Source organism: Xanthomonas sp. WHRI 8393, from assembly GCF_040203315.1.
In the GTDB taxonomy this organism is placed as follows: domain Bacteria; phylum Pseudomonadota; class Gammaproteobacteria; order Xanthomonadales; family Xanthomonadaceae; genus Xanthomonas; species Xanthomonas arboricola.
In genome coordinates this window covers 141,113-161,232 of the sequence record NZ_JBEGGL010000004.1, presented here as the reverse complement: position 1 = coordinate 161,232, position 20,120 = coordinate 141,113, and the positions used below count along the sequence as shown (strand labels likewise).

The 20,120-nt window shown below is 66.2% G+C and carries 20 protein-coding genes; 12 read left to right on the top strand and 8 right to left on the bottom strand.

The genetic code is table 11. The features are described from left to right. Positions 1–17 precede the first annotated feature (17 nt). Positions 18–3,572: a CheR family methyltransferase gene (locus ABQ137_RS15020; protein ID WP_181140928.1), complete on the bottom strand. Its 3,555-nt coding sequence runs from the start codon at positions 3,570–3,572 to the stop codon at positions 18–20. Between the two features lie 198 nt (positions 3,573–3,770). Here ABQ137_RS15020 and ABQ137_RS15015 point away from each other — a divergent pair, with 198 nt between their 5' ends. Beyond that, positions 3,771–4,154 carry a response regulator gene (locus tag ABQ137_RS15015; protein WP_024938475.1) on the top strand — a complete coding sequence of 128 codons (384 nt, stop codon included), beginning with the start codon at positions 3,771–3,773 and terminating at the stop codon, positions 4,152–4,154. Here ABQ137_RS15015 and ABQ137_RS15010 read toward each other — a convergent pair. The 3 genes from ABQ137_RS15010 to ABQ137_RS15000 all read right to left on the bottom strand — a co-directional run bounded on the left by ABQ137_RS15010 (position 4,148) and on the right by ABQ137_RS15000 (position 6,403). Then, positions 4,148–4,375 (bottom strand): hypothetical protein, encoded by a 228-nt coding sequence (locus ABQ137_RS15010; RefSeq protein ID WP_024938476.1) that lies wholly within the window; start codon positions 4,373–4,375, stop codon positions 4,148–4,150. The two genes, ABQ137_RS15015 and ABQ137_RS15010, sit on opposite strands and share 7 nt — an antisense overlap. Beyond that, the gene (locus tag ABQ137_RS15005; RefSeq protein WP_046344551.1) at positions 4,375–5,655 is read right to left on the bottom strand and encodes a sigma-54-dependent transcriptional regulator; all 1,281 of its coding nucleotides are present in this window, start codon (positions 5,653–5,655) and stop codon (positions 4,375–4,377) included. Before ABQ137_RS15005 ends, ABQ137_RS15010 begins: the two co-directional genes overlap by 1 nt. A gap of 562 nt (positions 5,656–6,217) precedes the next feature. Then, entirely contained in the window at positions 6,218–6,403 is a 186-nt protein-coding gene (locus tag ABQ137_RS15000) for a hypothetical protein (protein ID WP_016900925.1), read from the bottom strand. 216 nt (positions 6,404–6,619) lie between these two features. Between ABQ137_RS15000 and ABQ137_RS14995 the strand changes: the two genes are divergently transcribed. From ABQ137_RS14995 to ABQ137_RS20700, 3 genes are all read left to right on the top strand, one after another. Beyond that, positions 6,620–7,486: an SDR family oxidoreductase gene (locus tag ABQ137_RS14995; RefSeq protein WP_349783081.1), complete on the top strand. Its 867-nt coding sequence runs from the start codon at positions 6,620–6,622 to the stop codon at positions 7,484–7,486. 101 nt (positions 7,487–7,587) lie between these two features. Further along, on the top strand, positions 7,588–8,430 hold the full coding sequence (locus ABQ137_RS14990) for an ATP-binding cassette domain-containing protein (RefSeq protein ID WP_503021226.1): 843 nt from the start codon (positions 7,588–7,590) through the stop codon (positions 8,428–8,430). Then, positions 8,379–8,717: an ATP-binding cassette domain-containing protein gene (locus ABQ137_RS20700; RefSeq protein ID WP_503021225.1), complete on the top strand. Its 339-nt coding sequence runs from the start codon at positions 8,379–8,381 to the stop codon at positions 8,715–8,717. The genes ABQ137_RS14990 and ABQ137_RS20700 overlap by 52 nt, the downstream gene beginning before the upstream one ends. A gap of 170 nt (positions 8,718–8,887) precedes the next feature. Here the strand turns inward: ABQ137_RS20700 and ABQ137_RS14985 are convergent, their stop codons facing one another. Next, a complete protein-coding gene (locus tag ABQ137_RS14985; protein ID WP_349783079.1) occupies positions 8,888–9,532 on the bottom strand; it encodes a DUF4142 domain-containing protein in 645 nt (214 codons plus the stop codon). Positions 9,533–9,794: 262 nt separating this feature from the next. Here ABQ137_RS14985 and ABQ137_RS14980 point away from each other — a divergent pair, with 262 nt between their 5' ends. Further along, entirely contained in the window at positions 9,795–10,958 is a 1,164-nt protein-coding gene (locus ABQ137_RS14980) for a zinc-dependent alcohol dehydrogenase (RefSeq protein WP_024938479.1), read from the top strand. A gap of 75 nt (positions 10,959–11,033) precedes the next feature. Here the strand turns inward: ABQ137_RS14980 and ABQ137_RS14975 are convergent, their stop codons facing one another. Further along, a complete protein-coding gene (locus ABQ137_RS14975; protein WP_016900935.1) occupies positions 11,034–11,201 on the bottom strand; it encodes a hypothetical protein in 168 nt (55 codons plus the stop codon). Between the two features lie 350 nt (positions 11,202–11,551). Here ABQ137_RS14975 and ABQ137_RS14970 point away from each other — a divergent pair, with 350 nt between their 5' ends. Together ABQ137_RS14970 and ABQ137_RS14965 are read left to right on the top strand one after the other, a co-directional pair. Continuing rightward, positions 11,552–11,884: a YkgJ family cysteine cluster protein gene (locus tag ABQ137_RS14970; protein ID WP_226427509.1), complete on the top strand. Its 333-nt coding sequence runs from the start codon at positions 11,552–11,554 to the stop codon at positions 11,882–11,884. A gap of 10 nt (positions 11,885–11,894) precedes the next feature. Then, on the top strand, positions 11,895–12,161 hold the full coding sequence (locus ABQ137_RS14965; RefSeq protein ID WP_024938480.1) for a hypothetical protein: 267 nt from the start codon (positions 11,895–11,897) through the stop codon (positions 12,159–12,161). 179 nt (positions 12,162–12,340) lie between these two features. Here the strand turns inward: ABQ137_RS14965 and ABQ137_RS14960 are convergent, their stop codons facing one another. Continuing rightward, positions 12,341–12,553, bottom strand: a complete 213-nt coding sequence (locus ABQ137_RS14960; protein WP_024938481.1) for a hypothetical protein — start codon at positions 12,551–12,553, stop codon at positions 12,341–12,343. 267 nt (positions 12,554–12,820) lie between these two features. Further along, a complete protein-coding gene (locus tag ABQ137_RS14955; protein WP_024938482.1) occupies positions 12,821–13,732 on the bottom strand; it encodes a LysR family transcriptional regulator in 912 nt (303 codons plus the stop codon). Between the two features lie 103 nt (positions 13,733–13,835). Here ABQ137_RS14955 and ABQ137_RS14950 point away from each other — a divergent pair, with 103 nt between their 5' ends. From ABQ137_RS14950 to ABQ137_RS14930, 5 genes are all read left to right on the top strand, one after another. Continuing rightward, entirely contained in the window at positions 13,836–15,035 is a 1,200-nt protein-coding gene (locus tag ABQ137_RS14950; protein WP_016900940.1) for an MFS transporter, read from the top strand. A 280-nt stretch (positions 15,036–15,315) separates the two neighbouring features. Then, positions 15,316–16,062: a DUF3348 domain-containing protein gene (locus tag ABQ137_RS14945; RefSeq protein ID WP_167763626.1), complete on the top strand. Its 747-nt coding sequence runs from the start codon at positions 15,316–15,318 to the stop codon at positions 16,060–16,062. A gap of 10 nt (positions 16,063–16,072) precedes the next feature. Further along, on the top strand, positions 16,073–18,745 hold the full coding sequence (locus ABQ137_RS14940) for a DUF802 domain-containing protein (RefSeq protein WP_349783076.1): 2,673 nt from the start codon (positions 16,073–16,075) through the stop codon (positions 18,743–18,745). After that, positions 18,742–19,416 (top strand): OmpA family protein, encoded by a 675-nt coding sequence (locus ABQ137_RS14935; RefSeq protein WP_024938486.1) that lies wholly within the window; start codon positions 18,742–18,744, stop codon positions 19,414–19,416. Before ABQ137_RS14940 ends, ABQ137_RS14935 begins: the two co-directional genes overlap by 4 nt. Further along, complete coding sequence (locus ABQ137_RS14930) at positions 19,413–20,063, top strand: DUF2894 domain-containing protein (RefSeq protein ID WP_184519359.1); 651 nt, start codon at positions 19,413–19,415, stop codon at positions 20,061–20,063. The genes ABQ137_RS14935 and ABQ137_RS14930 overlap by 4 nt, the downstream gene beginning before the upstream one ends. Positions 20,064–20,120: the final 57 nt, after the last annotated feature.

Here is a 20,120-nt window from a genome sequence, read left to right as displayed (position 1 = left end):
CGCGCGCGTGCAGGTCTCTAGCGCTCGTGCAGCGAGGTCAACGGCAACTGGATCTCGCATTCCAGGCGTGTATCGCTGAGCTCGTAACGCGTCTGTGCGCCATGGCTGTACGGCAGCGCCTTTTCGATCAGACGGCGGCCGAATCCGCCCGCCTGGTCGCGGTCGTCGCGCCGCTGCTGGCTGGCACCTTCCTCGATCCACGACAGCACCAGACGCGCAGAGGCGTCGTTGGTGGACACCACGTCCCAGCGCACCGACAGCGTGCCGGTCTCCACCGCCAGCGCCCCGTACTTGAGCGCATTGGTTGCCAGTTCGTGCAGCGCCAGCGCCAGCGTCTGCACCGTGGACTTGCGAAGCGCCACATCCGGGCCTTCCACCACGATGCGCTGTTGGTCGGGCTCGGCGCCGAGCGCATCCAGCTCCATGCGCAGCAGCGCACCGATGGTGGTGGGCTCGTTGTCCGACTGCGACAACAGTCCTTGCACACGCGACAACGCAGAGAGCCGGTCGTCGAACCTGCCGGCGAATTCCGGCATGCTGTGGCTGGTCTGGACGGTCTGCTTGGCAACCGACTGCACCACGGTGATCAGGTTGCGGGTGCGGTGCTGCAATTCGCTGACCAGCACGCGCTGTTCGTCCTGCAGGCGGCGCAAATTGTCCGATTCGGTCGAGGTTCCCAGCCATTCCAGCACCTGGCCGCGCTCGTCCAGCACCGGCGCGCTGCGCGTATGGAACCAGCGGTAGCCGTCTTCGGCTGCGTTGAACAGGCGGTGTTCCACATCCAGCCCGCCGGTACGCGCACTGTCATGCCAGGCATTCAGGGTCAGCTCGCGCTCGTCCGGATGCACCACCTGCAGCCAGCCCAGTTCCAGGCTCTCGCCATCGCGCTGGCCGGTGTAGCTGGACCATTGCGGGCTGGACCAAGTCCAGCGGCCGCCATCGAGCGAGCGCCACACCAGTTGCGGAATGCCTTCCATCAAGGTGCGCAGCCGCTGCTCGCTGCTGCGCAACGCGCGCTCGGCGCGCGTCAGCGGGGTGACGTCCATGAAGGTCAACACCGCACCGCCGATGAAATTGTTGACGGTGCGGTACGGCAGTACGCGCACCATGTAGCGCGCGCGCGTGGCGGGGTTTTCCACCTCGCGGTCCAGCACCGCCAGCGTGCGGATCACCCGGCGCACATCGTCCTGCAGTTCATCGTAGGCCACGTGCAGCTTGATGTTGCTGATCGGCCGGTGGATGTCACTTTCCACCAGCGGCAGGATGTCGGTGACCGCGGGAGTGAAGTTGGTGACGCGCAGCTCGTTGTCCAGGAACACGGTGGCGATCTGGGTGCTTTCCAGCAGGTTCTTCAGGTCGCTGTTGGCATGCGCGAGTTCCTGCACGCGGTGGGCCAGCTCACCGTTGACCGTGGTGACCTCCTCGTTGACCGACTGCAGCTCTTCCTTGGAGGTTTCCAGCTCTTCGTTGGCGCTCTGCAGTTCTTCGTTGAGCGACTGGTACTCCTCGTTGGAGGACTTGAGCTCCTCGTTGGTGCTTTCCAGCTCCTCGATCATCGACTGCAGACGCTCGCGGGTCATACGCAGCTCGTTCTCCAGCGCCTGCACGTGCGCATTGTCGGACACCGTATCTTTCGGCGGCGCCAGCTCGGCCAGTTCACGCGCTTCCACTTCCTGGAACAACACCACATAGCCGCGCGGCACGTCCGAATCGGAGGTCGGCTCCACGAACAGGTCCACCGCCAGGGTCGCCGCGTCCTCGTGCATCTGGATGCCCCTGGCCTGCACCGGCGTCATGTCCGCTTCGGCACGGCTGAGCGCGCTGCGCAACTCCAGCCGCAGGTCGCGGTGAACCAGGTTGAGCAGGTTGAGGCTGGGTGCGCCGCCGCCGGGACGAATGAAACGCCCGGCCTGGGAAGAGAAATGCAGCACGTCGAAATGCTCGTCCAGCACCGCATAGGCCGGGGCATAGCGATCGGCGATGCGCTCGCCGGCGCGCACCAGTGCATTGCTGACGCTGTGCTGCTGGCGGTTGGCCGCCGGTGCATGGCCGTCCAGTCCCAGCGAAGACGACGGGAAGGTCGCATGCATGCGGCTGTCGGCATCGATCTTCTGGAACACGCGGAAGCTGCGCTCCACCGGTGCGAACAACTTGGCATGCCGCGAGACGTTTTCGGCGTTGCCCAGGAACAGATAGCCGCCGGGCTTGAGGGCGAAGTGAAACACCGGGATCACCCGGTTCTGCAGCTCGGCGTCCAGGTAGATCAGCAGATTGCGGCACGACACCAGATCCAGCCGCGAGAACGGCGGGTCCTTGACGATGCTGTGCTGCGAGAACACGCACAGCTCGCGCAGCTGCTTGCTCACCACATAGGTATCGCCCTCCTTGACGAACCAGCGCTGCAGGCGCTCCGGCCCCACGTCGGCGACGATGCTGGACGAATAACGCCCCACCCGTGCGATGGCCAACGCCCGCCCGTCGATGTCGCTGGCGAAGATCTGGATGCGCGGCGCCACGTCCAGCGTCTGCGCATGCTCGCGCAACAGCATCGCCAACGAATAGGCCTCTTCGCCGGTGGAGCAACCCAGCACCCACACCCGCAGGTGATCGCCCGGCTGCTTGCCCTGGAACAGGCGCGGAATCACCTGCTGTTCCAGAAATTCGAACTCGCGGCGGTCGCGGAAGAACTGGGTGACGCCGATCAGCAAATCGTTGAACAGCAGCAGCGGTTCGTCGAAGCGGCTGCGCAGCTGCTCCAGATACTGTTCCAGCGTGTCCACCTGCACCACCTGCATGCGTCGCTGCACGCGGCGCAGGAAGGTGGCGCGCTTGTAGCCGTGGAAATCATGGCCGGTGGCATTGCGCAGGATGCTGGCGACCTGGCTGAGCTGATCGTTCTCGCTACCGTTGCGCACGCCCACCGGTGCCGGATGACCGAAGCGATGGTGGCGTTGCATATGCGCGGCGATACGTGCGGCCACGCGCGGCAGCGGCAGGATGTCGTCGCTGATGGCGGCCGGGTTGCCGGCACTGCGCAGATCCATGCCATGTAACGACGGGTCGTCCACCGCCAGCGCCAGACCGCCACATTCCTTGATCGCGGCGGTGCCCAGGGTGCCGTCGCCATCGAAGCGGCCCATGATCAGGCCGATCACGTTGCCGTCCTGGTCGTGCGCCATCGAAACGAAGAAACTGTCGATCAAGCCGTGATCGCTGGCTTCCTCCAACGGGCGCAGCCGCAGCCGGCCTTCTTCCAGGGTCACCAGGGTCTGGCTGGGCGGTAGGTAAATGCGCCCGGGATGCAGCGCATCGCCGTCCTCCGGCGCCAGCAGCAGGCTGGATTGCGGGCCGAGCAACTCGCGCAGGCGCGGCTCGTCCAGCAAGTGGCGATCGCGCAGCAACAGCATGATGACCAGATTGGGCGCCCCGGCGACCGCGTCGAGCAGCTCGGCCAGGCGGGTGGCATCCAGGCCATCGGCGCCGACACCGAGAACGAATAACGGCGGTGGCGCCACGGCGTCGTGCACGGGGGGCGCTGTGGTGTCGTCGCAGGAAGTGTCGTCGTCAGTCATCGCATCGATCGCGTCGGGTGTGAGGCGCAATCGTCAATGATGGCGCAAACCCGCCTCTACTGCTACGCGGGGTCTGAGCGGTACAGCTGCCTTGCACGACCGGTTCTGGAAGCGCCTGCTTACGCGCGGCGTTAACCGACGCGACGCGCACTATGGCTTGCGCGTCGCCAGACAGCGCCACCGCTCCAGGAGCTCGCCATGCAGGACAATCCACTCAACGGCCGTCGCATCCTCGTGGTCGAGGACGATTATCTGCTGGCCGAATCGCTCAACGATCTGTTGGTGGAAGCCGGCGTCTATGTACTCGGGCCGGTGGGCAATGTGCCGGAGGCATTGTCGCTGGTGGCCTCCGGCCAGACCATCGACGGCGCTTTGCTCGACGTCAACGTGCGTGGCCAACCGGTGTTTCCGGTCGCCGATGCGCTGCTGGAGCGCGGCGTGCCGTTCTCGTTCTGCTCCGGCTACGACCGCTACACGCTACCGCCGCGCTTTGCGCACCTGTCGTACTGCATGAAGCCCTACAACCCGCGCACCATCACCGCCCTGCTCAGCAACCAGACCCAGCCTGCCGAGCATTACTGATCGGCGCTGTCGGTGGACATCGCATCGTCCTGGCGCAGGGCGCGCTCTTCTTCGCCCAGTTGATTGAGCAACTCCACCGCCGACTGATGGGTAGTGCGCAGGGTCTCCATGGGCTTGGAGGTCTCGTTGCGTAACGCATACAACGCAAAGCCCATCACGTTGAGGCGGTTGCGCAACTGATGCAGCAGCTCGCGCCGCCGCCCCTGGGATGCATCGCCCACTACGCGTCCTTGTCGCTGAGCCGATTGTGCAAAGTGCGCACACTGATCCCCAACTCGCGCGCCGCTGCCTTCTTGTTGAAACGCGTGCGCGCCAGTGCCGCCTCGATCATGGCGTCCTCGGCTTGGCGCATGGTCCATCCCGCCGGAATCAGCAAGCCGTCTTCGTCGGCCTGCGGCACGGTCTGCACCACATCCGGCGCGCTCAGCAGATCGCCGTCCGCGCGCAGGTACAGATAGCGGATGAACGAGCGCAGCTCGCGCACGTTGCCCGGCCAGGTGTGGTACGCCAGATAGCGTAGCAACGACTTGGTCGGCAGCTTGCGGGTGCCGTACTTGACGTTGAGCTCATCGATCACGCGCAGGCCCAGCAGCCGCGCATCGCCACGACGCTCGCGCAGCGGCGGCACCTGGATCGGGTACTCGTTGAGCCGGTAGAACAGATCCTCGCGCAGCACGCCGTGCTCGCGTTGCACATGCTGGTGGGTTGCCGCGACCACGCGCGCGTCCAGCGGGATCTCCTCGCTGCCTCCCACGCGCATGAAGCTGCGCGACTCGATCGCGCGCAGCAGGTAGACCTGCAGGCGGGTCGGCATCTCGCCGATCTCATCCAGGAACAGCGTGCCATCGGCGGCCTGCTCCAGGAAGCCGGCGTGCCGACGATCGGCACCGGTGAAGCTGCCGCGCTCGTGGCCGAACAACTGGCTGGCGAGCAGCTCCTCGGGAATGGCACCGCAGTTGACCGGCACGAAGCGACCACGCCGGCCGGAGACCCGGTGGATCGCGCGCGCGACCAGATCCTTGCCGGTGCCGGTCTCGCCGGTCACCAGCACATTCAGATCGGTCGGCGCCACGCGCAGGATATCCTTGCGCAGCAGCACGATGCTGTCGCTGTTGCCGATGATGCCCAGATTGCCCTGCTGCGCGTCGCGCAGGCCGCCGAGCACGCGCTCCAGCCGCTCGGGCGCAAACGGCTTGGTGAGGAACTCACTGACGCCGAACTGCTGCGCGCGGCCCTGGGTTTCGTAGGCGTAATCGCCCGAAACCACCACAATCTGCGGCGTGTGATCCGGGTCGAGCCGTTCGATGAGATCGAAACCGCTACCGTCGGGCAGACCAACGTCCACCACCAACAGGTCGGGGAAGTTGCTGTCCAGCCAACGGCTGGCTTCGCCAAGGGTGTGGATGCCCTTGGCACGGAAGCCGCTATCGGTGGCTAACTCAACCACCTGATCGCAGAACTCCACGTCGTCGTCGATGATGGCGCAGGAAAGACGGTCCATGGGCGCTTCTGTCCGCAATGACTAATACATGTTCAGTTGAGAATTGTGACGGCTGCGCGAAAAACGCGCCTGTACGTCACCACGAGATGGCACATCCGTGTCACGGCCATCCGGCCGTATGGCGCCCGCTCCCCCCAAGTCGAGCTCGCCGTAAATGGTCGACCGAAGTACGCATGGCGGCGCTGGATTACGCCAGTGCCAAGCGTCATGGTCGGGGTCGGTCAGCGCGTCGTCTTGGGCGAAACGCCAAGGAGCGCAAGGTTTGCGGGAGATGGAGGGCAACCCGGACACGGGTGCCGTTGGACTGAGCTGACGGATCAGCTCGCTTGGCTTGCGCTACGACGCGCCTGCTGGACTGTCGGCTCGCGCCGACGTGGATCATTGCCGGTGGATGCCTTGTGCACGCCTGGCCGCGAGCCGTCGGGTGCGCTGTGTTGCCAATAGCCTACGCACCGGCCGTGGAGAAAACGTGCATGGAGCTGCCAAGGCCGGCGCTGTGACACGACGGCAGAGTTGCATGTGCCTGCATCGCGAACGCCGGAACTGCAGCGTCGAGCGCAACTCAGCGCTTCTCGGACCCGTCCGGTCGCTCATAATCGTGCTCGGGGTCGGCCTTGTTCACATCGCGGTCTTCGTCGGGCATGTCGTGCACCTTCCACTCGACATCCTCGTTGCGCTGTTCCTGCGGCGTAAACGGCTTTTGCTGGTCGTCGTCCGGGCCCCATGGCTTTTTCGGTTCGCTGCCCATCGTCGTTCTCCTGCGTTTGTGGTCGTGAGCCCACGCTAGGCCGGCATGCATTGCACAGCAGTGAACAAAGCTGCGCGATGGCGTGAAGCAATCGCCGCATGCACAGGCGGCGACATCGTCAACACACACGCCGCCGACATCGCCTAGCCCGCCCGTTTACGTCTGCGCACGCACACTGCCGTTCATCGTGATGCGTCAAACCGCCAGGAGACTGAAATGCCCGTACCCAATTACCCGCGCCCGCCATTCAAGCCGCAGCAGCAGAACTTCCCCGGGCGTACCGAGAAGATGGACCCACGCCCGGATCACGGCGAAGACAGCTATGTCGGTCATGGGCAGCTCACCGGCAAGCGTGCCCTGATCACCGGCGGCGACAGCGGCATCGGTGCGGCCGTGGCGATCGCCTATGCACGCGAGGGTGCCGACGTGGCGATCGCCTATCTTCCCGACGAGCAGGAAGACGCCGCCAGAATCGGCGCATTGATCGAAAAGGCCGGCGTCAAGGCCTTGCTGGTGGGCTGCGACATCAGCGACCCGGCCCAGGCGGCTACGTTGATCCAACAGGTCAACAGCACGTTCGGCGGCCTGGATATCCTGGTCAACAACGCCGGCTATCAGAAGTATTTTGAGAACTTCGAAGACATCACGCTGGACGAATGGCGCAAGACCTTCGACACCAACGTGCATGCCGTGTTCCACCTGGTGCAGTTGTCGGTACCGCTGATGAAAGACGGCGGCTCCATCATCAATACCGCCTCGGTGCAGTCCAAGAAGCCGACGCCGAACATCCTGCCGTATGCCGCTACCAAGGGCGCGCTGGCCAACTTGACGATTGGCCTGGCGGGCGTACTGGCCGACAGGCACATCCGCGTCAACGCGGTGCTGCCGGGTCCGATCTGGACGCCGTTCATTCCCGCCGGCATGGACGAGGAGTCGGTGGAAAACTTCGGCGGGCAGACGCCGATGGGCCGCCCCGGGCAACCGGTCGAGCTGGCATCGGCGTACGTGATGCTGGCAGCCGATACCGCCAGCTACACCTCGGGCACATTGCTCACCATTGCCGGTGGCGCGGTCACGCTGTAACGCTGTCCAGCGCTGCAGCTGCGCGTAAAGCCCGCCTCGCTTGCTTAGCGAGGCGGCAGGCCGCGCGCGTGGGCGGTGAGCTGGTGGATGCAGTGTCCACTGTGTGGACGATCAAGGCGTTTACGGCGCGCGACCGTGAAAGCGCGCGGCTTGCCGAGCAGATCGGCGACGAGGCGGTCGCCCACCGCCGCAGCTGGATGTACGTGGAAAAGGCCCGCGTGATCCACGACATCTGCCTGTCGGTGATGGCCGGCGGCATGCTGATGTGGGCGATCAGCATGCGGCGCGCCGGCACGGTGAGCGCGGGCGACGTGGTGCTGGTCAGCGCGCTGACCTTCCGCATCCTGCACGGCTCGCGCGACCTGGCGCTGACGCTGGTGGATACCACCCAGCAGCTGGGCGCCATCGCCGACACGCTGCAGATCATCCTGCAACCGCATGCCATCGTCGATGCGGACGCGCCGCTGGCCCTGGCCCAGGGCGATGTGCGGTTCGAAGAGGTGCGCTTTGCCTATCCGGAGCGGGCGGCGGTGCTGGACGGATTGAACCTGCACATCCCTGCCGGCCAGAAGGTCGGCATCGTCGGGCCCTCCGGTGCCGGCACGTCCCCCTTGATCGCGCTGATCCAGCGCCTGGACGATGTGCAATCCGGACGCGTGCTGATCGATGGCCAGGACATCGCAGCCTCAGCCAGGACAGCCTGCGCGAAAAGATTGCGGTGGTTCCGCAGGAAACCGCGCTGTTCAATCGCAGCATTGCCGACAACATCCGCTACGGCCGCCCGGAGGCCGGCGATGCGGAAGTGCAGGACGCCGCGCGGCATGCATTCTGCGATGGCTTCATCCGGCAGCTGCCGCAGGGCTAAGACACCCAGGTCGGCGAACGCGGGGTCATGCTCTCGGGTGGTCAACGCCAGCGTCTGGGCATCGCCCGTGCGTTCCTGAAGGACGCGCCGATCCTGATCCTGGACGAAGCCACCTCGGCACTGGACACCGAGTCGGAAGCGGAAATCCAGGCCGCGCTGGATCACCTGATGCGCGACCGCACGGTACTGGGGGTGGCGCATCGCCTGTCCACGGTAATCAGCTTCGATCGCATCGTGGTGCTGCAGGAAGGCCGCGTGGTCGAAGACGGCAACCCGGCACAGCTGCGTGGTCACGGTGGTGCGTTTGATGGCCTGTGGCAACGCCAGGCGGCGGGATTCGAGCAGGCTGCGCCTGATGCGTCATGAAGACGCCCTCGCGATGCGATCGCCCGGTACCGGCCGAGCATGCTGCAGGTCTGCAGCAAATCGGGTCGACACGCCCCACGCAGGCCCATAACGACAACAGGCAGCCGAAGCTGCCTGTTGCCTGCATCGCACCGCGCATCACGCGGTGCCTGATCAACATCGCTGCCTGATCAGTGCGGCTGGTTCGACTTGGCACGCAGCGACTTGGCATGCTCCAGATGCTGGGCGATGGTCTCGCGTGCGCGCTGCAGTTCCTTGCCCAGATCGCTCGAACCCGGCTCGCTGGCCAGCTGCGCATCCAGCAACGTCAACGCCTGCTCATGGCTGGTCACGCTGGCCTGCAGGTACTGCGTTTCGAACTCCTTGCCGTTCAAGCCTTCCAGACGCTTGCGGGTGCCGTCAGCGCGAGTGGTTGCAGCCTGCGCCAGCGTGCCGCTGCGATCCGGTGCAAACCGGCTGAGATCGGTCAGTGCCGCACTATGGGCCTCGTCCATCTTGCGTGCAAACTGCAAGGTCTCGCCACCGAGTCCCTTGACGACTGCCAGTTGCGCCAGCGTGCGCTCCTGCTCGTTGAACACCACCAGCGCACCAAGCGCCTGCTTGCGATCGCCGGAGATTGCAGCGGCATCACGCAGCGGGTCGCCATGCGGCGGCGTGCTGCCCGCATTGGCCGGCGCACGCAGCGTCTGCGGTTGAATATCGCGATCGTTGTTCTTCGGGCTGGCCGCTTCACCGGACTCGTTCTGGCGACGCTGCCATGCCTTGTAAGCCACGTAGCCCACTGCACCGGCGGTCACCATCTTGAAAATTCCCATCGTTGTCTCCTGGTTGATCGCGCAAGGCACGATCGTTGATTGTCGGGGTCGCATGGTCGCTGCACGCATGAGCTGCGAACGATTCAGCGTGGCATTCGAGAGTGCGAGCGCGCGGGTTATCCAGACGTGACACACGCATCAACGCCGCGTCGCCAATCGAACGCGTCCACACCGCGCGCACGTGCCGTGCTGACGGACTTAACGGCGCGCTGCCGACACTGGCTGTGTTGCCGCACACCGACGGCCTTTCCGGAGAACCCCCATGCTCGCCCTCAACTACCACGGCTCACGCGATGTCCGGGTCGAAACCGTGCCGGATCCGGTCCTGGTCGAACGCGACGATCTCATCCTGCGCGTGACCGCCACCGCCATCTGCGGTTCGGATCTGCATCTGTACCGCGGCAAGATTCCGGATCTGCGGCACGGCGATATCCTCGGCCATGAGTTCATGGGCATTGTCGAAGACGTGGGCCCAGACGTCACCGCCGTCAAACGCGGCGACCGCGTGGTGATCCCCTTCGTGGTGGCCTGCGGGCGTTGCTTCCACTGCATGCTGCAGGAATTCTCCGCCTGCGAGACCACCAATACCGGCAAGGGCGCGGCGCTCAACCACAAGGACATGCGGCCGCCGGCGGCGCTGTTCGGCTTCAGTCATCTGTATGGCGGTCTGTCCGGCGGGCAGGCCGAATACGTACGCGTGCCCAAGGCCAATGTCGGGCCGCTGGTGGTGCCCGATGCACTGCATGACGAGCAGGTGCTGTTCCTGTCCGACATCCTGCCGACCGGCTATCAGGCGGTCATCGATGCCGGGGTCAAGCAGGGTTCGACCGTGGCGATCTTCGGTGCCGGCCCAGTGGGCCTGATGGCAGCGGCGTGCTGCCGCATGCTGGGCGCCGAGCGCATCTTCATGGTCGACCGGCATGCTTACCGGCTGGACTTCGCGTCCAAGGCCTACGGCATCATTCCGATCAACTTCGACGAGGTCGACGACCCGGCCGATGTCATCGTGTCGCAAACCGATGGCCGCGGTGTGGATGCCAGCATCGAAGCGGTGGGCTTCGAGGCCGAAGGCAGCGCGATCGAAACCGCGTTGACCAATTTGAAGCTGGAAGGCAGCAGCGGTGTTGCCATCCGCCAATGCATCGCGGCAACACGCCGCTGCGGTGTGGTCAGCGTGCCGGGCGTGTATGCCGGCTTCATCCATGCCTTCATGTTCGGCGATGCGTTCGACAAGGGACTGAGCTTCAAGATGGGCCAGACCCATGTGCAGAAGCACATGCCGCACTTGCTGGAATGCATTGGCAATGGCGACCTCAAGCCCAGCGCAATCATCTCCCATCGCATGCCACTGGCCGATGCAGCGCGCGGCTATGAGCTGTTCGACAAGAAGCAGGACGATTGCCGCAAGGTGGTGTTGACGCCGTAACAGCCAGCAACGCTGCAAACGCAAACGGCGCGGTCGATGACCGCGCCGTTTGCGTTCCCGGCTAGTGTGGCCGGGTCAGTCCAGCGGTTTGGCCGGCACGAACGGCGACACCGGATCGCTGGCCGGAAAGGTTTCTTCCAGCGCATCGTCCTGCAAGGCGTCCTGTTTTTCCTTCTCACTGCGTTGGTCGTCGTGATCGCCGGCCAGATCGGGCGCAGTTGCGTGTTGATGGGCAGTATTCATGGGATCTCCTGTCGCATTGATGCAGACCACCCAACGCTACGGTGGCCTGCCGACGGCGCAGGTGAAAGAGGTCTTCGCATCGGCGCGACAAAGGCAACCGTTTAGGCAAACAATCGGAAGCATCGGCAGGCTGTCGCAACGTCGCAATCATACTCACGCGGACCACAGCACGATCGAGCGCGCAGCATGCCGTGCTTGCGTCCACACGCACACACGCAACACACGGCACTGCCGGCAATGTGATCATTGCGTTTTCGCGCCGCGAGAAAACAGCCTGCTGCCGCCACGGCGGGGACCGGTTCACACCCCGGGGCGCCCAGGGTGTATGGTGCAAGGGCGGCCGGACTCCGGTGTCGCCCTCACTCTATCTGGCCTTCTCCATCAAGAATCTCTGCGAACGTTGCGACGCCGTCTGTTGCCGGCTCACCGTCATGGTCGATCCATCCGACCGCATCCCCAACCACTTGACCAGCGTGACACCGCAAGGTTGGCACGTGATGGCGCGTGACGAGGAAGGCTGGTGCGTGGCCATCGATGCGGCGCGCATGTGTTGTTCGATCTACGAGACGCGGCCAGCAATCTGCCGGCGTTTCGTCATGTCCGGGCCGTATTGCCGCGACGTGCGTGCCACCTACGACGACCAACGCCGGCGGGGCATTCCCTTGACGCTGTACAACGCATGAGGATTTCGCCATGAACAACTCCCGCCGTCAGTCGATGACCGTGAGCAATCAGCCAGGCAAGCCGCGCTTGTCCGAGCAACGGCTGGCTGCCGACCTGGAGGCGTTCCAGCAATCCGGTGGCGCGATCGAGCGTCTGGGCGATACCCCGCTGCGTCGCGACAAGAAGCGCGGCGAGCCCGAGGCCGCTCCTGCCAAGGCAGTCAAAAAACCCGCTGCCAAGGCAACCGACGCGTCCGACGCAGAGACCGCGACAACCGCAACAACCGACGCCGAGTAAGCGCGTCGCAGTGGCAGCACACCTGCGGTGTGGCTGTCGCGGCTGGAGTTGGAGTTGGGCGATCGATGCCGCGCTGCGTGCACACACCGCAGCCGGCGAACCCACAGCGCCGGCATCGTCGGCTTCGAAATGACCGCCTTCCGGCACGCAGACCCGCGTCGCCAACAGGCAAGCGCGGATTACAGCAGTTGCGCGTGCTTGGTCGCGCCCAGTCCCTGTGCCAGGGAAGCCATCTCGTTGGCCAGTGTGATCAGATCGCCGCCGGCTTGCGCGGCAAGGGTCATGATGCGTTGATACGCGTCCCAGAAGTCCGGTCCACTGCCATAGGCATCGTGGAACCCTTGTAACTCCAGGACCATGAGATCGGACACCTGCATGTCGCAGCGGTCCATTGTGGTCACCTCGTTGGGGAGTCGTCCCCGGACCGGCAGCCTACACGCGTTCACCTTACAAAACAGGGTCGGCCGTGAGACAGCGCAGTTGGAGCTGAATTGGTCAGAGAGCAGGCGCAGACCGGCGTGATTGCGCTTGATCGGGCCCGCCGCTGCGTGTGCTGGCATGTGCGCTGACCCGAACCTGGCGCTGCATTGCGGCACGTCGATGTGCACCATGCGCAACCGCTGCCGCGATCATGCACGACACCACGCCAGGCGCCGCACTCACGCCGCATCCTGCAAGCCCTGCTGCAGGCACTCCAGCAACCGGCTCAGCTTGGGCAGCAGCTGGCGCGCGCGCATCCACACCAGATGCAGCGGCAGGCCTTCGGTATCGCATTGCGGCAGTACCGCGACCAGGCTGCCGCGCTGCAGATGCTGGTCGATCAGCCAGGTCGGCAGCTGTGCGATACCCAGCCCGGCCACCACCGCGTCCACCTGCGCCTCGGCATTGCCGAACACCACCCGCGCGTCCATCGCACGCTGTTCCACCGGCCCTGCGCCATGCCGCAGCAACCACGGGCTACTGCTGCCGTCGGCCTTGCCGTAGAGCACCGCATCGTGCGCCAGCAAGGCGGCAATGCTGTCGGGCGTGCCGCGCTGGGCCAGATACTGCGGTGCGGCGCAGAACACGCGTTTTTCATGGCCCAGATAGCGGTGCCCCAGGCTGCTGTGCCACTGATCCGGCCCGCCGATGCGCACCGCGATGTCGATGCCTTCTTCGGCCATGTCGACGAAGCGATCGGTGAACGAAATGACCGGCTGCAGGCCGGGATAACGCTGGAAGAACGGTAGCAACACCGGCAACACCTTGTGCCGGCCGAAGCTCACCGGCAGGTCCAGCCGCAGCCGGCCGGTGGGCGCCTGGCCTTCGGCGCGCAGCACGTGCTCGGCCTCCTCCAGCTCGTCGAGCACCTTGACGCAGACCCGGTAGAACGCCGCGCCTGCGTCGGTCAGCGCCAGCCGCCGGGTGGTGCGTGCGAACAGGCGCACCCCCAGGCGCGTCTCCAGGCGTGCAATGGCCTTGCCCACTGCCGAGCTGGTCAGGCTGAGCCGCTCGGCGGCGGCCGTGAAGCTACCGGCATCGGCGGCGCTGACGAAGATATCGATGCCTTTGACGCGTTCAGAGGGATGCATGGATACACATTCAAGAACTGAAGTCCGTAATGTACGGAAAATACTCCCGATATACGATCTTAATTCTTTTCTATGATGGCCAGCCCACACTGCGGCGCATGCCATGTCTGCTGTCGGCTCTACTTCCTCTCCCGTTTCCGCCACCGCGGCACCGGCCGCTGCTCGCAGCGGCCTGGCGATCTTCATCCTGGCGTTTGCCGCGTTCGTGATCGTCACCACCGAGTACCTGATCGTCGGGCTGCTGCCCGGCCTTGCACGCGACATGGAAATTTCCATCTCCGCGGCTGGCCAGCTGGTGACGTTGTTCGCCTTCACCGTGATGCTGTTCGGCCCGCCGCTGACCGCGTGGCTGTCGCATCTGGATCGCAAGCGCCTGTTTGTCATGATCCTGCTGGTGTTTGCGGTCTCCAACGCGGTGGCCGCGCTGGCGCCCAATATCTGGGTGCTGGCCTTTGCCCGCTTCGTACCGGCGCTGGCGCTGCCGGTGTTCTGGGGAACCGCCAGCGAAACCGCCGGGCAACTGGCCGGGCCGCAGCACGCAGGGCGCGCCGTGTCGCGGGTGTATCTGGGCATTTCGGCGGCGCTGCTGTTCGGCATTCCGCTGGGCACGGTGGCCGCCAACAGCATCGGCTGGCGTGGCGCGTTCTGGATCCTGGCTGCCCTGTCGCTGGCGATGGCCGCGGCGCTGGCGCTCTGGATGCCGACCGTGGCCCGCAGCGAACGGGTGAATCTGCGTCAGCAGGCCGGCATCTTCGGCGAGCGCTTCTTCCTGGCCAATGTGATCCTGTCGGTGGTGGTGTTCACCGCCATGTTCACCGCCTACACCTATCTGGCCGACCTGCTGGAACGCAGCGTGGGCGTGCCGGCGGCGAATGTGGGCTGGTGGCTGATGGGCTTCGGCGCGATCGGCCTGATCGGCAACTGGCTGGGCGGGCGGGTGGTGGATCGCTCGCCGCTGCGTGCCACGGCAGTGTTCCTGCTGCTGCTCGCGCTGGGCATGGCCCTGTGCGTGCCGGTGGCCAAGACCGGCGTGCTGCTCTATCTGACCCTGGCGGTCTGGGGCATTGCCTACACTGCGCTGTTTCCGATCAGCCAGGTGCGGGTGATGAACTCGGTGACCCACTCGCAGGCGCTGGCCGGCACCACCAATGTGTCGGCGGCCAATGCCGGCATCGGCATTGGCGCCATCATCGGCGGGCTGGTGATTCCGGCCTGGGGGCTGGGCAGCATCGGCTATGTGGCCGCTGCGGTGGCGCTGTTGGGCGTGGTGCTGATTCCGTTGGTACATCGCGCCCGAGGCTGAGATGTCGCGTTGCGGGCCAGGCAGATCCGGCCCGCAGCGTTGGTCGCGCTCGCTGCGCACGACCAAGGAAGCGCAAGCCAGATACCGCTACTGATGGACTTGATCCGTGGGCGCTGCGCCTACTGGATCGCTGCGCTGCACGCTGCAATCGCACGCACACCCCCACACCAGGCCGGCTGAATGCCGCCAGGGCCGGCCTGCGCGGCAAGCCCGCAGCTGCCGGGCAAAGCGCCGAACCGCGCGGCTTCCCGTGTAAAATGCGCGGTCTTTGACCGGAACAATGGCGAAAGCTTCTCCACGGGCGCCCCTGTCGGGCCCGGCGTTCATTCGCCTGCTTGCTCGCCTCACCGATGCCCACGTGGCCCAGTCCAACCATGCGCTCGCCGACCGGCTCAGCCAATGGATCGACTGGACGCGCGCGGTCGCCGTGTCCAAGGCGCTGGATGGCAAGTTGCCGGAGATCGACGCGCTGCCCGACACGCGCAGACTCGACACCGAGGCCTGCGCCCGCGTGCGCACCGGGCTGGCGACCAGCAGCGTGGTCGAGCTGGATGCCGTGCTCGCGCGCGCGCGTCGCGATGCGCGCAGCGCCGCTGCCGACATCGACGCAGCGGCAGCGCCGCCCGCGCTTGACTATGCCCCGTTCCGCCAGCACTACCTGGCAATGCAGCGCGCGATGCGCACCGCCACCGGCGACCTGCGTGGCCGCCTGCGCGACATGCTGGCGCTGGAATCGGCGCCGATGGCGCGGCTGGCCGAGGTGGATGCGGTGATGGAGCTGACCTTGAGCCCACGCGAGCAGACCCTGCTGAATCATGTGCCGAACCTGCTCGGCGCGCATTTCGAGCGCCTGCGCGATGCCGCGCAGGCGCAGAACCCGGCACCCGACGGCGAGGCCGCGCCACGCGCGCTCTCCGACGGCTGGCTGGATGTGTTTCGCAAAGACATGCAGAGCGTGTTGCTCGCCGAACTGGATGTCCGTTTTCACCCGATCGAAGGCCTGCTCGCAGCGCTTCGTACCCGCTAACTGGGACCTCATGTTCAGAACTCTCGTCCACCTGTGTGTGTTTGTCGTCGGCCTGTTGGCGGTTTGCTGGGTCGGCATCGGTTATCTGGGCTCCAATCCGCTCGGCGCCTGCGTCGCGGCAGTGATCGGCGCCTGTTATGTGGCCGGCGCGCTGGAGCTGTACCGCTATCGCCAGGCCAGCGCGACGCTGGATGCTGCCGTCACCGCATTGACCACCGCGCCATCGGCGTTGGGCGAATGGCTGGAGCGCCTGCATCCGAGCCTGCGCAATGCGGTGCGCCTGCGCATCAAGGGCGAGCGCGTGGCGTTGCCGGCACCGGTGCTGACGCCGTATCTGGTCGGCCTGCTGGTGTTGCTGGGCATGCTCGGCACCCTGCTCGGCATGATGGCCACGCTCAAGGGCACCGGCTTCGCATTGCAGAGCGCCACCGACCTGCAGGCCATCCGCGGCTCGCTGGCCGCACCGGTGGAAGGCCTGGCGTTTGCGTTCGGCACCTCGATCGCCGGCGTTGCAACCTCCGCGATGCTGGGGCTGTTGTCGGCGCTGTGCCGGCGCGAGCGGCTGCAGGCGGTGCAGCGGCTGGACCTGAAGATCGCCTCCGAACTGCATCCGCATTCGGACGCGCACCAGCGTGGCGAAGTGTTCAAGTTGCAGCAGCAGCAAAGCGCGCTGATGCCGACGCTGATCGATCGCCTGCAGACGCTGATGCACAGCATCGAGCAGCAGAGCATTGCCGCCGACGAACGCCTGGCCGCGCAGCAGGCCGAATTCCACGCCCGGAGCGAAGCGGCCTATGCGCGCCTGGCCACGGCGATGGAGCAATCGCTGCAGAGCGGCGTGGCAGAAAGCGCACGCGCGGTGGGCGCGGCCTTGCAGCCGGCGATGGAAGCGACCATGACCAGCATCGCGCGCGACACCGCCGCCCTGCACGAGCGCCTCACCCACGCCGTGCAGCAGCAACTGGACGGCATCACCAGCGGCTTCCAGCACAGCGCCAGTGCCGCAGCCGCGCACTGGACCGGCGCGCTCGCCGCACAGGAACGCGCGCAGCAAGCGCTCGACACGCGGCTACAGACCACGCTGGAGCAGATCACACAGCAGACCGCTGCCGTACAGGACGGCGTCGGCACCGCCGTGCAGCAGCAGTTGCACGCGCTCAACGACGGCTTCCAGCACAGTGCGCAGACGGCCGCCGAGCACTGGCAGGCCGTGCTGACCGCGCAGGAACGTGCGCAGCACGCGTTGACCGAGCAGTTGCAGACCACGCTGGCGCAGATCGATCAGCGCAGCATCGCGGTGCAGGATGGCGTGACCCACGCGGTGCAGCAGCAGTTGGCCGCGCTCAATGACGGGTTCGAACGCAGCAACGCCGCCACGGCCGAGCACTGGGCCGCGGTGATCGCCGAGCAGCAGCGCGCAGGCGCGGCGTTGAATGCGCAATTGCAGGCCACGCTCGCACAGCTCGCGCAGCAGAGCAGCGCACTGCAGGACGGCGTGCAGCAGGCCGTGCAGCAGCAACTCGACGGCCTGAGCAGCGGCTTCGAAAGCAGCACCGCCGCTGCCGCCGCCACCTGGACCGCCGCGGTGGCCGAACAGCAACGCGCAAACCACGCGCTGACGCAGGAGTTGCAGGGCACGCTGACCCAGTTCGCCAGCACCTTCGATGCACGCTCCAGCGCGCTGGTCGATGCGGTGTCCAGGCGCATGGATCAGTCCAGCAGCGAGACCGCCAGCGCCTGGAACGCCGCGCTGGCGCAGCAACAGGACGCCAGCGCCGCCTTGGCCGCCCAGCACCAGGGCGCACTGGCAGCCGCCACCGCCAGCTTCGACGCGCATGCCGCCGCCCTGGTCGGCACCTTGCAGCAATCGCACACCGAGCTGCAGGCCGCACTGGAAGCCCGCGACACCCAGCGCCTGGCGCTGTGGAGCGAGCGCTTCAGCGCGATGAGCGCAGACCTGAGCACGCAGTGGGAGCGCACCGGCGAGCGCGTCACCCAGCAACAGCAGGCGATCTGCGACACCCTGGCCAGCACTGCCAGCGAGCTGTCCACGCAGGCGCAGGCACAGGCCAGTGCCACCATCAGCGAAGTGGCGCGCCTGATGCAGATCGCCTCCGAAGCGCCCAAGGCGGCCGCCGATGTGGTGGCCGAGCTGCGCCAGAACCTGTCCGAGAGCATGGTGCGCGACACCGCGATGCTGGAAGAACGCAGCAAGCTGCTCGCCACCCTGGACACCTTGCTCAACGCGGTCAATCACGCCTCCACCGAACAACGCGCAGCGGTCGATGCGCTGGTCACCACCTCGGCCGACCTGCTGCAACGCGTGGGCACCCAGCTCACCGAGCAGATCGGCAGCGAGACCGGCAAGCTCGGCGCGGTGGCCGCACATGTCAGCGGCAGCGCGGTGGAAGTGGCCAGCTTGGGCGAAGCCTTCGGCGTGGCGGTGCAGCTGTTCAGCGGCTCCACCAGCGAGCTCAACGAGCGCCTGCAGCATGTCGCCAGCGCACTGGATGCCTCGCTTGCACGCAGCGACGACCAACTGGCGTACTACGTGGCGCAGGCGCGCGAGGTGGTCGACCTCAGCATGCTGTCGCAGAAGCAGATCATCGAAGAACTGCGCCAGCTCGATCGCGGTCGCGGCGATGCCGGTGAGGCCGCTGCCGGCGAGGCCAGCGCGGCATGAGCGACGAGATCGACATCGACGGCGAATCGGGCACACCGATCTGGGCCGCCTTCGGCGACCTGATGTCGGTGCTGCTGGGCGCGTTCGTGCTGATCCTGGTCGGGGTGATCGGTGTGCAGCTACAGCTATCCAGCCGCCTGGACGAAGAGGTCAAACAGCGTCAGGCCGAAGCGCAGCGCCGCAAGACGCTGGAGCAGGCACTGGCGGCGCCGCTGGCCGCCGGCCGCGTGACCCTGGTCGACGGCCGCATCGGCATCCGCGGCAATGTGCTGTTCGCCTTCAATTCCGATCAGTTGCAGCCGGAGGGCCGCGAGGTGCTGAAGACGCTGGCCGCGCCGCTGACCGAATACCTGGCGGCGCGCGAGGAGATCCTGATGGTCAGCGGCTTCACCGACGACCGCCCGGTGCTGGGCGGCAACCGTCGCTACGCCGACAACTGGGAACTGTCTGCCCAACGCGCACTCACGGTGACGCGTGCATTGATTGCCGAAGGCGTGCCGGCCGCATCGGTGTTTGCCGCGGCCTTCGGCTCGCAACAGCCGGTGGATTCCAATGCCGATGAAACGCGCCGCGCCAGGAACCGCCGTGTGGAGATCGCACCGATTGCGCGCCCGTCCACGTCGCGTGCGTCTTCTGCCGCCAAGCCGACAGCGGCCACAGGCACGCGATGAGCACGCAGGCGACATCCGCGCACGCGCGCCTGCAGCGCTGGCGCAGCCAGGGTGCCGACCGGCTGGATCCGGTGCGTTTCCACCTGATGGAAACGCTGGCCGCGCGTGCCGGCACACAGGCCGAGCCAGTGCGCGAGGTGCTGGAAGAAAAGCTGGGCAAGCTGGTCGATGCGTATGCGGCGACGGTGAAGCAGGCCGCGCGCCGCCGTGTCGCCAGCGCTGCCGCACAGCCGTCGCAACGCAGCGCGCTTGGCGCGTTAGCCGACCGGATGGCAGGCCACGCCGCGTTGATGGAAGTGGACAGCAGAAAGACCGCCAGCGCCGAAGCCACGCAGTTTCCCGAGCTGCCGGCGCTGGAGGATTTTCGCCGCACCTGGACCACGGTGCGCACTGCCAGCCAGGTGCGGCAGTCGCTGCAGGACGCCCCCAAGGACGCCGGCCCGCTCAATTCCAGCGTGCTGGTGCATCGCTGCATCAGCCTGATGCGCGAGTGCTCACCGGGCTATCTGCAGCACTTCCTCGGCTATGTCGATGCGCTGTCGTGGCTGGAACAGCTGCACAGCGGTGGCGCGTTGGCCAGCGAGGATGCCGCGCCGGTGGCGCCGGGCAAGAAGCGCAGCAAGCGTCCGTCCACGCGGCGCAGCTAGCGCGACCGGTCAATCGCGCTGGCGCTGCACGCACATGGCCGTTGGCTGAAACCCGCC

Coding starts and splice junctions, on each gene's coding strand:
- ABQ137_RS14985 (WP_349783079.1), bottom strand. CDS start 9,532: ATGGGAATTTTCAAGATGGTGACCGCCGGTGCAGTGGGCTACGTGGCT.
- ABQ137_RS14935 (WP_024938486.1), top strand. CDS start 18,742: ATGAGCGACGAGATCGACATCGACGGCGAATCGGGCACACCGATCTGG.
- ABQ137_RS14930 (WP_184519359.1), top strand. CDS start 19,413: ATGAGCACGCAGGCGACATCCGCGCACGCGCGCCTGCAGCGCTGGCGC.
- ABQ137_RS20700 (WP_503021225.1), top strand. CDS start 8,379: ATGCTCTCGGGTGGTCAACGCCAGCGTCTGGGCATCGCCCGTGCGTTC.
- ABQ137_RS14995 (WP_349783081.1), top strand. CDS start 6,620: ATGCCCGTACCCAATTACCCGCGCCCGCCATTCAAGCCGCAGCAGCAG.
- ABQ137_RS14955 (WP_024938482.1), bottom strand. CDS start 13,732: ATGCATCCCTCTGAACGCGTCAAAGGCATCGATATCTTCGTCAGCGCC.
- ABQ137_RS15000 (WP_016900925.1), bottom strand. CDS start 6,403: ATGGGCAGCGAACCGAAAAAGCCATGGGGCCCGGACGACGACCAGCAA.
- ABQ137_RS15005 (WP_046344551.1), bottom strand. CDS start 5,655: ATGGACCGTCTTTCCTGCGCCATCATCGACGACGACGTGGAGTTCTGC.
- ABQ137_RS14975 (WP_016900935.1), bottom strand. CDS start 11,201: ATGAATACTGCCCATCAACACGCAACTGCGCCCGATCTGGCCGGCGAT.
- ABQ137_RS14940 (WP_349783076.1), top strand. CDS start 16,073: ATGTTCAGAACTCTCGTCCACCTGTGTGTGTTTGTCGTCGGCCTGTTG.
- ABQ137_RS14980 (WP_024938479.1), top strand. CDS start 9,795: ATGCTCGCCCTCAACTACCACGGCTCACGCGATGTCCGGGTCGAAACC.
- ABQ137_RS14965 (WP_024938480.1), top strand. CDS start 11,895: ATGAACAACTCCCGCCGTCAGTCGATGACCGTGAGCAATCAGCCAGGC.
- ABQ137_RS15015 (WP_024938475.1), top strand. CDS start 3,771: ATGCAGGACAATCCACTCAACGGCCGTCGCATCCTCGTGGTCGAGGAC.
- ABQ137_RS14950 (WP_016900940.1), top strand. CDS start 13,836: ATGTCTGCTGTCGGCTCTACTTCCTCTCCCGTTTCCGCCACCGCGGCA.
- ABQ137_RS15020 (WP_181140928.1), bottom strand. CDS start 3,572: ATGACTGACGACGACACTTCCTGCGACGACACCACAGCGCCCCCCGTG.
- ABQ137_RS14945 (WP_167763626.1), top strand. CDS start 15,316: ATGGCGAAAGCTTCTCCACGGGCGCCCCTGTCGGGCCCGGCGTTCATT.
- ABQ137_RS14960 (WP_024938481.1), bottom strand. CDS start 12,553: ATGGACCGCTGCGACATGCAGGTGTCCGATCTCATGGTCCTGGAGTTA.